The following is a 12904-nucleotide window of genomic DNA, read 5'->3' on the forward strand; positions in this document are numbered from 1 at the left end:
GCCCGGCCTTCGGCCGCGCCTTAAGGGTTCCACAACCTGAATCCGGGCTTCTTGAGGGGGCGTGCAGGCCACGCCCCTCGAGCCCTGGATCCCCCAAGATGGTCGCCATCCCCGGAACGGACTCCCCCCGCCCCATCTGGCAGCGCCTGGCCCTGCCGCTCGCCGGCTTCGCCTGCGGCCTGGCCGCCGCCGGGTTGTTCGTCATCGGCGATGGCGGCCGCGCCGGCCAGGCCCAGGCGCCGAGCGCCGAGGCGGCGCTGCAGGAAGCCCTGCTCGGCCGCATCGGGCAGCTCGAGGCGCGCCTCGCCGACCTCTCCGCCGCCGCCGAGCGCGCCGGCCAGGCCGCGCAGGGTGCGGCGCCGGGCGATCGCTTCCTGGCCGCGGCGCTGCTCCTGCAGGCCTCCATCGCCACGCCCCGGCCCTGGCTGCGCGAATACCAGGCGATGGCCGACCTCGCCCCGCCCCGCGCGCTGCCCCCCGCCCTGGCCGAGGTGCTGCTCAGCCATGCCGGGCGCGGCCTGCCGACCGAGGCCGAGTTGCGGGAGCGCTTCGCCGCCCTCGCGCCGCAGCTCATCGCCCGCGCGCCGCGCCAGGGCGATGCACTGGACCAGACGCTGAACCTGGTGCGCGGCGCCGCGGCGGGCATCGGCCTCGCCGCGCCGCCGCCGCCCACGGACCAGGAACAGGCCATCGCCGGCGTCGCCTATCAGCTCCGGCGCGGCAACCTCGCCGCGGCGGTGGCCGATGCGGCGGCGCTCGATGCGGGGCTGCAGCCGCTTCTCGCCGGATGGCTGGCGCAGGCGCGGGCGCGCCTCGCGGTCGAGCAGGCGGTGCAGGAGACGCTGCTGCGCGCCCTCGCCCGGCCGCACCTGCCCCCGAACCTGCCCCCGAACCTGCCCCCATCCGGCGCGCCGGGCTGAGCCCGTACCGAGCCGCCCCTCGCCATCCGGAAAATCCGCGGAGCCCCCGATGCGCCACAGCCTTTCGAAGCTTCTCGCCTGCGCCGCGCTGCTGCTGGCCCCTGCCCCGGCCGCCCTGGCGCAGGGTCCGATGGTGCTGCGCGACAGGTTGGTCGTGGTGCACAGCAACGGCACCGCGGGGGCGGCCACGCTGCTCGCGCGCAGCTTCACCGATCGCTACAGCGGCGTGGCCGAGCCCACGCTGCGCAACCTGCCCAATGCGATGAGCCTCGACCTGTTCTGCGCCGGCGTCGGGCCGCAGACGCCCGACATCGCCATCGTCGCGCGGCGCATGTCGCGCACCATGTTCGAGACCTGCCAGACCAATGGCGTGCGCGACATCGTCGAGTTGCAGATCGGCCTCTCGGCCGTGGTGCTGGCGGTACGGCGCGGCGAGCCCGTGCCCTCCCTCACCGCGCGCCAGGTGTGGGAGGCGCTGGCGGCGGAACGGCTGGTGGAGGGCGAGTTCGTGCCCAACCGGCAGGCACGCTGGTCGCAGATCGGCCCGGGCCTGCCGGAGCAGGAGATCAATGTGGTGATGCCCGACCGCCAGTATGGCGTGCGCGGCGTCTTCGAGGACCTCGTGCTCGAGGCCGGCTGCCGCAATGTGCGGGGCATCCGCCTGCTCTTCGAGGCCAGCTACCGGCGCGAGAAATGCATCACGCTGCGCGAGGATGGCCGTGTGCGCTCGCTCCAGACGGTGGATGTCACGGCGCAACTGCTGGCGAGCCCGCCGGGCACGATCGGGCTGATGACCTATGACCAGTTGCTGGCGAGCGGCGGCAACCTCGTCGCGCTGCCGATCGATGGCGTGCTGCCCATGCCGAGCACGATCTTCAACCAGGATTACGGGCCGACGCGCACCGTCGTGCTCTACGCGAAGCGCCAGCACACGCGCTCCCAGCAGGGGGTGGGGGTGGTGCGCGGCATCCGCGAATTCCTGGGCGAGGTGACGTCCGAGGCCGCCTTCGGCCCGGGTGGCTACCTCACCAATGCCGGCCTCGTGCCGCTCGGCCCGGCCGAACGCGCGCAGGAACGCCGGACCGCCGAGCGCATGACCATCACCAGCCGCTGAACCGGAGCCGGAACGATGAGCCACAAGACCCCCCGCCTTGCTCTCGCCGCGCTGGCGGCCAGCCTGCTCGCGGCACCCGCGCTCGCCCAGCCGCGCAGCATCGTCGCCGCGCCGCTGCAGGATCTGCAGCCGGTCAACCCGCTGCTCGACCAGGCCGAGCGGCTGTGGGGCGACATGCTGGGCTGGTTCGGCCTGGGTACGACCTCGGGCCATTTCGCGCGGCAGCACGGCGCGCTCCAGCGCAACATGCAGCAGCAGCAGGACGACTTCACCTGGCTGATGGACATCGCCGGCTACAAGCTGAAGGAGATCGAGAGCTCGGTCGGCCTCATCCCCTCCTTCGGCCTCACCTTCGGCCAGGCGCGCGAGCTGACCGAGGCCGATCGCGACTATGTGGACCGGATGCTGGACCGCCATGCGCGGCGCAACCCGGGCCCCGTCGCCGCCATCCAGCGCACCATCGTGCGCGGCATCATCGATGCCTCCGAGCTCGGCGGCTTCTCGGTGGACAAGGTGGAGGTCGATCTCTTCCCGCTGCCCAAGGTGAAGTTCGTGCTCTCCCCCACCGATGCGCCGCTCGGCATCGAGGCCAGCCGCATCATGCGCGCGATCGAGCGGCTGAACACCCGCGTGCAGGGCATGGCCCCGCGCCCGCCCGGCCAGGGCACCGACCTGCCGATGACCGGGCGAGAGCCGCAGTTGCGCCCCGTCTCGATGGCGCACTGAACCCGCCGGCTTCCCGCATCGCCGCGCCAGTATGGCGCGCCACCCGAAAGGCAAGAGGCCTGATGACCGTCACCGACACCCCGCCGCGGGGGCGCTACGCGGAGCTCGTGAAGCTGCAATTGCAGGGCCGCCGCTTCCTCGACCGCGAGCAGGAACGCAAGCTGCTCGAGGAAGGCCTGACGCGCTACGGCCTCACGCTCGACCAGGCGAGCGGCCTGCTGCGTGGCGCCGCGCAGGAAGAGGAGATCGCGCTGGAGGCCGAGCTTGGCGCCTCCGCGCGGGAATTGCTCAAGACGCTCGCCGATGGCCGCCAGCGCGTGGCGCGCGAGGATTTCGCCCGCGCCGTCGCCTTCTACCGCGCGCGGGCCGGCGGCGGCGTGAGCGAGGCCGAGGCGCAGAAGCGCGTGAAGCGGCTGATGGAGGAACTCGCGCTCCAGCCCAAGGCCGCCGGGCGCGTCATCCGCTCGCGCCGCTGGTACCGGGCGATCGAGGCATGAGGGCCGCTCTCGCACTGCTCCTGCTGCTGGTGCTGGCCGGCCCGGTCGCGGCGCAGACCCCCGCGCCCGCGCCGCGCGCGCCGGTGGTCGTTGCGGTCCCTGCCCTCCCGCAGATTTCGGCCGGCCATGCGGCGGCGCTGGGCGCGGGCCTGTTCGCCGGCGCGCTGGCGGGCTCGGTGATGATCCATGGCGGCGCCCTGGCCACGCTGATCGGCGCGGTCGCCGGCGCCAGCATCGGCCATTGGTACTGGACCGAAGCGCGCGACGCCATCGATTGAGCGTGGGGGAGCGCGCGCGTGGACATCCTGTTGCCGCACGGCCTGGCCGCGCTGCCGGCCTGGCTTGGCATGGTCGTGACCATCGCCGTGCCGGTGGGCCTCGCGCTGCTGCTCGGGCGCGTGATGTATGCGCTGTTCACGCCGGCCGAGTTCCAGGCGAATGCCGTGGTCGGCGCGGTGAAATACGGCTTCGTCGTCGAGATCTACGCGGTGGTCGCGGCCCTGACCCTGGTCGGTGCCTGGGACACCTTCCAGACCGCGCGCGACACGCTGCAGAAGGAGGCCGGCGGGCTCTACATGCTCGCCCTCTCGGTCGATACCTTCGACGGGCCGAACCTCGCCGCCACGCGCGCCGAGATGCGCGGTGCGATCCGGGGCTATGCGGCGGCGGTGGTGACGCTGGACTGGCCGGCGATGCAGGCGGGCCAGCCCACCACCGCCTCCGACGCCGCCTTCCAGCGGCTGACGCGCGCCTTCCTCGATGCGCCCTCGGAACGCTCGGCCCAGCAGGTGCTGCAGCAGAAGACCGGCGACTGGATCGGCCAGGTGGCGGAGGCGCGGATCGCGCGGCTTTCCGTCACCTCCCGCACGCTTTCGGGGCTGATCTGGGTGCTGGTGCTGACCGTCTCGGTCGCCGTCATCGCCTTCCAGTGGTTCTTCGGCGGCGCGAGTGCGGCGATGCACTACGCCATGGCGGCGGTGATCGCGGTGATCGTGGGGCTCGTGCTGCTCGTCTCGCTCAAGCTCGCCTTCCCCTATGTCGGCGCGCCGCCGCTGCTGACCCCGGCCCCCTTCCTGTCGATGATGGAGGTGGTCTAGTGGCCGCGCCGCGTCCCGTAGCGCCAGCGCTGGAAGGCCAGCAGCCCCAGCGCGAAAAGCCAGAAGCTGAGCTGCGCCGCCAGCCAGGCCAGCAGATGCGCGCCGTAGTGCAGCAGCAGTGCGGTGGTGGCGCAGAGCAGCAGGAAGGCGGCATAGGCGCGCAGCCGCGCCACCCCCTGCCACAGCCGCGCGGCGGCCAGGGCGCCGGCCAGCAGCACGGGCAGCACCAGCCAGTCGGGCAGTGCGCCGAGGCTCGCCGCCCGGGGCAGCGCATGGCCGGCCAGGAAGGCGCCGAGGCCGATCGCCCAGGGGCCGTCCTGGCTGAAGATGCGGCTGGGCAGGAAGGCGCGCGGATCCGGCCCCGCCAGCACCAGCGCGATGCCGAGTGCGATGCCGCAGCCCAGCGCCAGCACATGCAGCAGGGGCACGGCCTCCGCATCGCGCGGCGCGGCGAGGGTGAAGGCGAGGCTGGCCAGGCGCAGCGCGGCGAGTGCGACCAGCACGGCGAAGAGCGCGCCGAGCCCTTCCAGCAGCATATGGCCGAGCCCGGTCTCCATGCCCGCCCGATAGCCCGGCAGAGCCTAACGCGGCGTTACCGGGCGGCGGCGCTCGGCCTGCTGCTTGGCCTCGGCATGGCCGGCGCGGCGCGGGCGGAGACGCTGCTCCTGATCCTGCCCGGCGGCGCCTGCACGCATCACGCCGCCCCGCCCGGCACTGCCGCCGCCGCCCGCGCCGCACTGGCCGAGGAGGCCGCGCAGCTCGAGGGTTTCGCGGCGCGGCTGCTCGACGATGCCGCCGCCATGCGCCTCGGCCCGGCGCGGGAGGGCGTGCCCTATTTCGGCGACTGGGCCTATGGCTGGGTGCAGAGCTACGTCACCTCCTACCGCATCCTCGCGCGCGGGCTCGGCGAATTGGTGCAGGCCGTGGCGGTGGAGGGGGAGGCCCCGCTCGCCGCGCGGCTGGCGGAGGAGATGGCCGCGCCGATCCGCGAGGAATTCCGCGCCCGCGTGCTCGCCCCCGTGCTGCGCGAGGGCGGCTTCGGCGCCGATGTCGCGCATGTCGGCGCGGCGCTGGATGCCGCCTGGGGCCAGGCGCTCGCCCGCCAGGCGGCGCATCTCGCCGCATGGCCGCCCGCGGCGAAAGGCGACGCGGCGCAGACCCTGCACCTTGCCGCCGCCGCCGCACCTCTGGCCCCCGTGCTGCTCGCCCAGGCGCCGACCGACCCGATGGCGATGATGGCCGAGGATGGCGCCGATTCCGGCTCGGTCTTCCTGCGCTCCATGCGCCCCATGGCGGCGCGGCTGGGCGCGGTGGCGGTGCGGCTGAGCGAGGCGGGCTCGATCATCACCGCCAGCGGCGCCTTCGGCTATGCGCTGGGGGGCTTTCCCGGCACGGCGGTGGGGCTCGCCGGTGGCATCGGCGCCTCCTGGGCCATCGACTGGCTGTTCAACCGGCTCGATGCCTCGCTGAACCGCGCCACCTTCGAGGACCAAGCGCTGGCGGCCATCGCGCGGGCCGAGCGGCGCCTCGCCGAGGGCGCCACCGGCATCGCCCGTGCCGCGCTGGCCGAGCGCCTCGCCGCGCTCGACACGCCGGGGGCGTGCCGGTGATGGCCGGCTGGCGCGACCATGCGGCGCTGGGGCTGGCGGGCTTCGGCTGCCTGCTGGGCGCGGTGGCGCTGCTGGTGGCCTCGGGCCGGGCCGTGCCGCCGCTGGTGAGCCCGGCCGCGGCGGTGCCCGCACCCTTGCCGATGCGCGAGGCAGCCTTGCCGATGCTCGCGGTCGAGATCCTGCTGCCGCATCTGCCCCGCCCCGCGCCCTTCCCGCGCGCCTTCGCCGTGGCCACCGCGCTGGCGGCGGAGGATGCACCGATGCTGCGCCTGCTGCTGCCCCTCGCCGAGGCCGCCGCGCAGGGCGCGCCCACGCCGCGCCAGCTGGCCGAGAGCCTGCCCGCCGCCGCCGATGCCGCGGTGCTGGCCGAGATGGGCTTCGGCCCCGATCCCGGCTGGGTCGCGAACCGCGCCGCCGCGCTGATGCGGCTCGGCGCCAGCCTGGGCAGTGCCGGCACGCCGGGCCTCGCCGCGCTGCAGGAAGCCGCGGAGCACCTCGCGAGGGGCGACGCCGCGGCGGCGGATGGCGCGCTAGGCCGTCTCGCCGGCCCGCCGGCCGAGGCGCTGGCACCCTGGCGCGCCGGGCTGGCGCGGCGCGTGGCGGTGGATGCGGCGGCGCGCCAGCTGGCCGCCCTCGCCCTGACCCGCGCGCAGGAGGCGGCCAGATGAGCGCCGCACGCTTCGACTGGCGCGGCGTGGTGGCGCGCGCGCTGCTCTGCCTGTTCCTCGTCTTCGCCGTCTACAACCCCTCGGGCACCTCCTACGTCCATTGGGTGCTGGGCGGCTTCGGCTGGTTCTGGGCGAAGCTCGCGGTGGGCGCGCTGCTCGCCATCATCTTCCTGCTGCTCTGGCGCACCACGCGCGGCGTGCTCGGGGTGCGCGGCGTGGTGCTGACGCTGCTGGTGTGCGTCGGCAGCGGCATGACGCTCGCGCATCTGACCGGCACGGGCATCTTCACCGGCGACACGCTGCTGATGTGGGCGCTGGTCAGCCTCGCCGCCGTCTTCACCGCCGGGCTCTGCTACTCGCACCTGCATCACCGCCTGGGCGGCATCACCCATACCGAGGAGATCAAGCCATGAGCGTGCCCTCCAAGGCCGACGCCTTCCTCGTCGGCTGCATCGACCCGCGCCTGACCGACGACGTCACCTATCTGATGAACGCGCTCGGCCGCACCGATCGCTACAGCGAGATGCGCATCGCCGGCGCCGCTTTGGCCGCGGTGGATGAGAACCGCCCGGCCTGGAACACCGCGCTGTGGGAGAACCTCGCCGCCTCGCGCCAGTTGCATGGCGTGCGCAAGGTGGTCTTCGTGAACCACCGCGATTGCGGGGCGATGCATCTCTGGGCCGGGCGGCGGCTCGCGGATGATCCGGCGGCGGAATATGCGGCGCATGGCGACGTGCTGAACCGCGCCGCCGCGGCGGTGCGCGCGCGCCACCCGGACATGACGGTGGAACTGCTGCTGATGGAGCTCGACGGCAGCGCGCAGCGCATGCCCTGTCTTGCCTGCGCGCCCAGCGGTCCCTTGCGCGCGGAGGCCGTGCCCGCGCCGGCGACCGGACAGCAGGGCTATGCCGAACTCGTGAAGCTGCGCGCCGAGGCCGGGCTGGCCGAGCCGGAGGCCGAACGCGAGCTGCTCACCGAAGGCGTCACGCGCTACGGGCTGAGCGCCAGTGATGCGCGCGCCACCCTCGCCGCCGAGGCGGAACGCCGCGGCCTGGCGCGCGACGGGGCGAAGGAGGCGCGGGTCTTCCTGCGCAGCCAGGCCGATGCGCGCGGCCGCGTGGCGCAGGCGGATGTGCGGCGCGCGACGATGCTATTCCGCAACGTCACCGGGCGCCAGGCGAGCGAGGCCGAGGCCGCGCGCCGCGTCGCCACGCTGATGGAGGCCGAGGGCCTGGCGCCGAAGCCCGAGGGGGTGCTGCGCTCCACCACCTGGTTTCGCCGCATGGCCCAGGGATGAGCGGCGTCAGGGTTGCAGCGGCGCCCCCACCGCGCGCGCCGCTTCGATGATGCGCGCCTGCATGGCCAGCAGCGGGCGGTTGTCCGTCAGGCTGAGCAGGAAGGCGTTCTCGGCGAAGGCGTCGCGCAGGTAATGCCCGCTCGGCGCCGGTGCGCCAGCATAGGTGAGGCGCAGGAACTGCACCAGCAGCAGCGAGCGCACGATGTGCACGCCGACCAGCCCGCGCAGCAGGATGGTGCTCTCCATCTCGCGCTCCATGTGGGAGAGCAGGTTCACTGCCGTGAAGAAGGGCCCGTGGCGCAGCACCTGCACGCGGTCCGGATAGAGCAGCAGATGCCCGCCCAGCCCATGCAGCGAACAGAGGCTTCCTGCCGCCATCACGGGCTGAGGAATCGCACGCTGCGCGCCGGATCGGCGCGATGCGCCAGGCTGCGTTCCAGCACGCGATAGGGTTCGGGCGAGATCGCCAACTCGCCCCGGAAGGGTTGTTCCATCAGGAAGACGAAGGCGATCAGCGCGCCAAGCCCGGCGGCCTGGATACCCAGCATCGCCAGGATATGCGGCCGCGGCGGATAGACGGCGCCGGTCGCCATGATCAGCGCCAGCAGCAGCACGATCAGCAGCCAGAACTGGTGCGGCAGACCCTGGGCCGCCGCGTGCAGCCGGGCCTCGCGCGCGGCCTCCAGCCGGTCGGCCTCCTCCAGCAGGTCGTCGGCCAGGGTGTTGCCGAGCAGCGTCGCCGCGGCATAGGCGGCATTCTCCAGCGCCTCCGCCGCGCGCTGGGTCGCGGGGTCGCGCCCCGTGGTCGCCATGGCAGGGAATTCCACCGCCGCGATGGCATGCACATAGGCGCCCAGCGCCGGCAGCAACGCTGCGCCCTGCGGGCCGAGCCGCTCGGCCAGCCGCAGGAAGCCGCCGATCGCGGTGACCTCCGCCTGCACGAGACGCTGCGCCTCCGCCATCTGGCCGCGCGCCTGCACGGCGCAGAAAGCGAGCGTGAGCGTCAGCGCCGCCGTCACCGCGCCCGTGCTGCGCATGGCGATGTCGATCATTTCCTTGGTCTGCGGCGCCCGCACCACTGCCGCGCCGAGCCGCGCGACCAGGACGGCGAGCAGCCCTGCCGCGCCCATGAACAGGGCGAAGACGGTGCTCGCGGGCAGGTCGTGCAGGGCAGCCAAGGGCGGCATGGCGACAGGATGGCCGCGCGAGGCTTGACCGAGGGTTAGCGGGGCTCAGGAATGACCGGCAGCAGCAGGTGGCAGGGGTGGTTCGGCCCGCTCAGCAGGCGGTGGGTATTGCCGAAGCGCGCGGGATCCTGCGCCCGCGCCGCGCCGTGCAGGATGCGGCCGGGAATGCCCGGATATTCGAAATCCCGCCCCTGCAGCGTGACGGCGAGGCGCCAGCCGGCCGGAAAGGCGAAGCTGGTCGGCCAGATCTCCACGCCGAGATCCGCGACCTCACCGGGGTTGAGGCGGATCGGCGCATCATGGCGGTGCCAGGGCCGGAAGGGGCGTGAGCGTGCGCGGTCGATCCGCCGATGCGAGGCGCGCAGCCAGCCGCGCGCAAGCGGCGTGGGCTCATGCGCGCCGGTGAAGCGGTGTTCGCTGCCATCGGGGCGCAAGGCGCGCAGCGTGACGAAGAGGTCGAGGTCATCGGTGGAGGAGACCATGCTCAGCCGCGCCACCACCGGCCCGGCCAGCGTCACCGGCGTGGCGAAGGGCGCGGTGGTGAAGGTCACGCCCGCGCCCTCCGCCGTGTAGTCGAGGCTGCCCGGGGCATCGGGCTGGCGGCGCGACAACGTCTGGTTGCGCGCGTCCAGGTACCAGTTCTGGAAGTCGGTCTCGGGCAGCGGCCAGCGCGGCGCGGTCAGAGGCCGCGTGCCCTCGGGCGTGCGGATGGCAAGGCGCACGCGCGGCTCGGCGCGCCAGCCATTCGGCGCATCGGCGAGGAAATGCGCGAAGAAGCGCTGCTGCATGGCGACGTAGTCGGGCAGGTAGAAGCTCTCGTAATGCGTGCCGACATGGAGCGAGAGCCATTTCTCGCGCGATCCGGCGCGCAGGAAGCCCTCGATGTTGCCGCGCAGATGCAGCCCCGGCCCGCCCCAATTGCCGGCCGAGAGCAGCGGCACCTCGATCCGCGCAAGGTCGGGCGAGCGGTCGCGGTGCCAGGCATCGTCCAGCGGGTGGCGCGCGAGTTCGGCCGGGTGGTTGGCGCGGTTGCCCGGCAGCAGCGCCTCGGGCAGCGGCGCGCCGGTGACCGGCTCGCCCGTGTCGCGGTCGCGATAGGGGGTGGCGGCGCTGCCATGCTGGTTCACCAGCACCTGGCGCGGCCACCAGGCGGTGGCGAAGCCATCCGAGGGGATGCCGCCATGGTGGGACCAGTCCCGGTAGTGGTCCGATCCGCCCTCCCAGGGGCAGATGGCGGCGAGGCCCGGCGGGCGCAGGGCCGCGACCTGCCACTGCTTGATCGCGAGGTAGGAGACGCCGAGCAGCCCGACGCGCCCATTCGACCAGGGCTGCGCCGCGGCCCAGGCGATGACCTCGGCATAGTCCTGCGTCTCGCGCGGGGAGAGCGCGTCGAGATAGCCGGGCGACTTGCCGCTGCCGCGCGCATCCACGACCAGGATGGCGAAGCCGGCGGGGACGAAGCGCTCGGGGTCCGGCACCTCCCAGCGCAGCCAGCGGCCGGAAGAGCCCTCGGTGGCCAGGCCGGGGTAGATGCCGTTCAGGATCTTCCATTGCGGCGCATAGCCATCCGCGAAATGGATGTCCTTGCCGTAGATGCCCAGCGAGACGATGACGGGCACGCGCGCCGTCGTGTCCGGGCGGAAGAGGTTGCCGCGCAGTTCGAGGCCATCGGCCATCGGGATCGCGACGTCGCGCTCGACGATCATGCCCTGTTCATGCCCGACAATGGCGGGGCTGGCTACTCGATGCGGATGCCGGTGCGCTGGCCGACCTCGACCCAGCGGCGGAATTCCTCGGGCACGTAGCGCGCGGCCTCGGCCTGCGGGCCGCCCACGGGGTCGAGCCCGGTGGCGAGCAGGCGCGCGCGCACCTCCGGGTCCGCCAGGGCGCGGCCGATCTCGGCGTTCAGGCGCTCCAGGATCGGCTGGGGCGTGCCGGCAGGCAGCATGGCGGCGACCCAGGTGTAGTCGACCGCATCGGGGAAGCCGAGTTCCTTCGCCGTCGGCACATTGGGCAGGGCGGCGGCGCGCTCGGCGCCGGTCACGACAAGCCCGCGCACCGTCCCCGCCTGCACCTGCGCCACGCCGGTGTTCATCGCGATGGTGCCGACATCGACCTGCCGGCTGAGCACGGCGGTCACCACCGGCGCGGCGCCGGGGAAGCCCACGGGCTGGAGGTCCGCCCCGCCGAGGACGCGCAGCAGGCGCTCGGCCGAGAGATGGCCCGTGGTGGCGAGGCCCGGCACGGCGAGGTTGAGCTGCCGCTGCCGCCCCTGCGCGATCAGCGCCGCGAGGTCGCGCGCCCCTTCCTGCGGGTGCACCACCAGCATGTGCGGCGTGGAGGCGACGATGGCGGCCGCCACGAAATCCTCCACCCGATAGCCCGCGCGGGTGGAGATGGCCGGGTTCACGGTGAAGGAGGTGGTGGCGAAGAGCACGTTCAGCCCATCCGGCGCGGCGCGGGCGACATACTGGCTGGCGATGTTGCCGCCTGCGCCAACGCGGTTCTCGACCACGATGGGCTGGGGCAGGCGCGGGCCGATCGCCTGGGCGATGATGCGCGCCACCACATCGGCCGGCCCGCCGGGCGCGAAGCCGACGACGAAGCGCAGCGGGCGGGCGGGCCAGGTCTCCTGCGCGCGGGCCGGGGCGATGAAGGGCAGCGCAAGGGCCACGCCGAGCGCGGTGCGGCGCGGCAGCATCAGGCGGGTCATTCTTCGTTTCCTCCAGTCTGGCAGGCGAACCTAATCGACAGAAACGTCGAGGCTCCGCACCACCTCGCCCCAGCGGCGCAACTCATTGCCGACATAGGCGGTGGCCTCGGCGCGAGAGCCGCCGATCGGGTCGAAGCCGGTGGCCGCCAGCCGCTCGCGGAAGGCGGGCGTGGCGAGCACGCGGCCAACATCGGCGTTGACCTTCTCCAGGATCGCCTCCGGCACCGCGGCGGGGAACATCACCACCACCCAGGTGAGATCGACGATCGGCTCGAAGCCGGCCTCGGCCACCGTCGGCACGTCCGGCAGGGCGGCGACGCGCGTCGCGCTCGTCACGGCCAGGCCGCGCGCGCGCCCGCCCTGCACCATGGACACCGCCGCCGGCAGGGCCACGCTCGCCATGTCGATCTGCCCGCCGATCAGCGCCGTCATCGCCGGGCCCGCGCCCGCGAAGGGGATGTGCTGCGCCTCGACGCGCGCGATGCGCTTGAGCAGGTTCTCGGCCGAGAGATGCGGCGTGGAACCGACGCCGGCCGAGCCGAAATTCACCGGGCGCGTGCGGCCGATCGCCACCAGGTCGCGCAAGGTGCGTACATCGCCCTCGACGCGCCCGGCGAAGAGGTTGGGCGTACCGGCGACAATGGCGGCGGTGGCGAATTGCTCCGGCCGGTAGCCCGGATTGCGCGAGAGCGAGGGATTCACCGCGAAGGCCGAGGTGGTGACCAGCGCCGTCAGCCCATCGGGCGCGGCGCGGCTGACCACCTGCGCGGCGATGTTGCCGCCCGCGCCGCCGCGATTCTCGACGATGACGGGCTGCGGCCAGACCTCGCTCAGCGCCTGGGCGAGCAGCCGGGCGATGATGTCGGCCGGCCCGCCGGGCGCGAAGGCGACGGTGAAGCGCACCGGCCGGTCCGGCCAAGGGGTTTGGGCGCGGGCGACGAAGGGCGCGGTCAGCGCAGCGCCCAGCAGCAGGCGGCGGGGGGCGCGCATCAGCCGCGCACCAGGGATGCGCGACCGGCCAGCGTATGCGCGGCGAGTTCCGCGCGCGTGCCGGTCCAGACATCGGGCGTGGCGC

General features: G+C 73.8%; 16 protein-coding genes. 10 read left to right on the forward strand and 6 right to left on the reverse strand.

The window, feature by feature from the left end; translation table 11 throughout:
- Nucleotides 1–98: 98 nt before the first annotated feature.
- From AC2D9U_RS18445 to AC2D9U_RS18470, 6 genes are all read left to right on the forward strand, one after another.
- Nucleotides 99–920 carry a hypothetical protein gene (locus AC2D9U_RS18445; RefSeq protein WP_484751669.1) on the forward strand — a complete coding sequence of 274 codons (822 nt, stop codon included), beginning with the start codon at nucleotides 99–101 and terminating at the stop codon, nucleotides 918–920.
- A gap of 49 nt (nucleotides 921–969) precedes the next feature.
- Complete coding sequence (locus AC2D9U_RS18450; protein WP_484751670.1) at nucleotides 970–2034, forward strand: PstS family phosphate ABC transporter substrate-binding protein; 1065 nt, start codon at nucleotides 970–972, stop codon at nucleotides 2032–2034.
- Between the two features lie 15 nt (nucleotides 2035–2049).
- A complete protein-coding gene (locus AC2D9U_RS18455) occupies nucleotides 2050–2760 on the forward strand; it encodes a hypothetical protein (protein ID WP_484751671.1) in 711 nt (236 codons plus the stop codon).
- Nucleotides 2761–2822: 62 nt separating this feature from the next.
- Complete coding sequence (locus AC2D9U_RS18460; RefSeq protein ID WP_484751672.1) at nucleotides 2823–3257, forward strand: hypothetical protein; 435 nt, start codon at nucleotides 2823–2825, stop codon at nucleotides 3255–3257.
- The gene (locus tag AC2D9U_RS18465; RefSeq protein WP_484751673.1) at nucleotides 3254–3535 is read left to right on the forward strand and encodes a hypothetical protein; all 282 of its coding nucleotides are present in this window, start codon (nucleotides 3254–3256) and stop codon (nucleotides 3533–3535) included. Before AC2D9U_RS18460 ends, AC2D9U_RS18465 begins: the two co-directional genes overlap by 4 nt.
- A gap of 18 nt (nucleotides 3536–3553) precedes the next feature.
- Nucleotides 3554–4354 carry a bestrophin-like domain gene (locus tag AC2D9U_RS18470; protein WP_484751674.1) on the forward strand — a complete coding sequence of 267 codons (801 nt, stop codon included), beginning with the start codon at nucleotides 3554–3556 and terminating at the stop codon, nucleotides 4352–4354.
- On the opposite strand, the gene AC2D9U_RS18475 is transcribed toward AC2D9U_RS18470, so the two are convergent.
- A complete protein-coding gene (locus AC2D9U_RS18475; protein WP_484751675.1) occupies nucleotides 4351–4911 on the reverse strand; it encodes a hypothetical protein in 561 nt (186 codons plus the stop codon). The genes AC2D9U_RS18470 and AC2D9U_RS18475 overlap by 4 nt on opposite strands.
- On the opposite strand from AC2D9U_RS18475, the gene AC2D9U_RS18480 reads away from it, so the two are divergent.
- Genes AC2D9U_RS18480 through AC2D9U_RS18495 form a run of 4 tightly spaced genes read left to right on the forward strand, consistent with a single transcriptional unit; the run spans nucleotide 4891 to nucleotide 7929 of the window.
- Nucleotides 4891–5964, forward strand: a complete 1074-nt coding sequence (locus tag AC2D9U_RS18480; RefSeq protein WP_484751676.1) for a hypothetical protein — start codon at nucleotides 4891–4893, stop codon at nucleotides 5962–5964. The genes AC2D9U_RS18475 and AC2D9U_RS18480 overlap by 21 nt on opposite strands.
- Nucleotides 5964–6632 (forward strand): hypothetical protein, encoded by a 669-nt coding sequence (locus AC2D9U_RS18485; protein ID WP_484751677.1) that lies wholly within the window; start codon nucleotides 5964–5966, stop codon nucleotides 6630–6632. Before AC2D9U_RS18480 ends, AC2D9U_RS18485 begins: the two co-directional genes overlap by 1 nt.
- Entirely contained in the window at nucleotides 6629–7045 is a 417-nt protein-coding gene (locus AC2D9U_RS18490) for a DUF6524 family protein (protein WP_484751678.1), read from the forward strand. The genes AC2D9U_RS18485 and AC2D9U_RS18490 overlap by 4 nt, the downstream gene beginning before the upstream one ends.
- Nucleotides 7042–7929 carry a hypothetical protein gene (locus AC2D9U_RS18495; protein WP_484751679.1) on the forward strand — a complete coding sequence of 296 codons (888 nt, stop codon included), beginning with the start codon at nucleotides 7042–7044 and terminating at the stop codon, nucleotides 7927–7929. The genes AC2D9U_RS18490 and AC2D9U_RS18495 overlap by 4 nt, the downstream gene beginning before the upstream one ends.
- Nucleotides 7930–7935: 6 nt before the next feature.
- On the opposite strand, the gene AC2D9U_RS18500 is transcribed toward AC2D9U_RS18495, so the two are convergent.
- From AC2D9U_RS18500 to AC2D9U_RS18520, 5 genes are read right to left on the reverse strand one after another with little or no spacing between them, the layout of a single operon-like run.
- Nucleotides 7936–8307: a hypothetical protein gene (locus AC2D9U_RS18500; RefSeq protein ID WP_484751680.1), complete on the reverse strand. Its 372-nt coding sequence runs from the start codon at nucleotides 8305–8307 to the stop codon at nucleotides 7936–7938.
- Nucleotides 8307–9116, reverse strand: a complete 810-nt coding sequence (locus AC2D9U_RS18505; protein WP_484751681.1) for a bestrophin-like domain — start codon at nucleotides 9114–9116, stop codon at nucleotides 8307–8309. The genes AC2D9U_RS18500 and AC2D9U_RS18505 overlap by 1 nt, the downstream gene beginning before the upstream one ends.
- A gap of 35 nt (nucleotides 9117–9151) precedes the next feature.
- Nucleotides 9152–10822, reverse strand: coding sequence for a CocE/NonD family hydrolase (locus AC2D9U_RS18510; RefSeq protein WP_484751682.1), 1671 nt, complete (start codon nucleotides 10820–10822; stop codon nucleotides 9152–9154).
- Between the two features lie 32 nt (nucleotides 10823–10854).
- Entirely contained in the window at nucleotides 10855–11829 is a 975-nt protein-coding gene (locus AC2D9U_RS18515) for a Bug family tripartite tricarboxylate transporter substrate binding protein (RefSeq protein WP_484751683.1), read from the reverse strand.
- Between the two features lie 30 nt (nucleotides 11830–11859).
- Complete coding sequence (locus tag AC2D9U_RS18520) at nucleotides 11860–12819, reverse strand: Bug family tripartite tricarboxylate transporter substrate binding protein (protein WP_484751684.1); 960 nt, start codon at nucleotides 12817–12819, stop codon at nucleotides 11860–11862.
- Between the last annotated feature and the right edge of the window lie 85 nt (nucleotides 12820–12904).

The organism is Roseomonas sp. TF40 (genome assembly GCF_057219975.1).

Coding starts and splice junctions, on each gene's coding strand:
- AC2D9U_RS18445 (WP_484751669.1), top strand. CDS start 99: ATGGTCGCCATCCCCGGAACGGACTCCCCCCGCCCCATCTGGCAGCGC.
- AC2D9U_RS18450 (WP_484751670.1), top strand. CDS start 970: ATGCGCCACAGCCTTTCGAAGCTTCTCGCCTGCGCCGCGCTGCTGCTG.
- AC2D9U_RS18455 (WP_484751671.1), top strand. CDS start 2,050: ATGAGCCACAAGACCCCCCGCCTTGCTCTCGCCGCGCTGGCGGCCAGC.
- AC2D9U_RS18460 (WP_484751672.1), top strand. CDS start 2,823: ATGACCGTCACCGACACCCCGCCGCGGGGGCGCTACGCGGAGCTCGTG.
- AC2D9U_RS18465 (WP_484751673.1), top strand. CDS start 3,254: ATGAGGGCCGCTCTCGCACTGCTCCTGCTGCTGGTGCTGGCCGGCCCG.
- AC2D9U_RS18480 (WP_484751676.1), top strand. CDS start 4,891: ATGGCCGAGCCCGGTCTCCATGCCCGCCCGATAGCCCGGCAGAGCCTA.
- AC2D9U_RS18475 (WP_484751675.1), bottom strand. CDS start 4,911: ATGGAGACCGGGCTCGGCCATATGCTGCTGGAAGGGCTCGGCGCGCTC.
- AC2D9U_RS18485 (WP_484751677.1), top strand. CDS start 5,964: ATGGCCGGCTGGCGCGACCATGCGGCGCTGGGGCTGGCGGGCTTCGGC.
- AC2D9U_RS18490 (WP_484751678.1), top strand. CDS start 6,629: ATGAGCGCCGCACGCTTCGACTGGCGCGGCGTGGTGGCGCGCGCGCTG.
- AC2D9U_RS18495 (WP_484751679.1), top strand. CDS start 7,042: ATGAGCGTGCCCTCCAAGGCCGACGCCTTCCTCGTCGGCTGCATCGAC.
- AC2D9U_RS18500 (WP_484751680.1), bottom strand. CDS start 8,307: ATGGCGGCAGGAAGCCTCTGTTCGCTGCATGGGCTGGGCGGGCATCTG.
- AC2D9U_RS18505 (WP_484751681.1), bottom strand. CDS start 9,116: ATGCCGCCCTTGGCTGCCCTGCACGACCTGCCCGCGAGCACCGTCTTC.
- AC2D9U_RS18510 (WP_484751682.1), bottom strand. CDS start 10,822: ATGATCGTCGAGCGCGACGTCGCGATCCCGATGGCCGATGGCCTCGAA.
- AC2D9U_RS18515 (WP_484751683.1), bottom strand. CDS start 11,829: ATGACCCGCCTGATGCTGCCGCGCCGCACCGCGCTCGGCGTGGCCCTT.
- AC2D9U_RS18520 (WP_484751684.1), bottom strand. CDS start 12,819: ATGCGCGCCCCCCGCCGCCTGCTGCTGGGCGCTGCGCTGACCGCGCCC.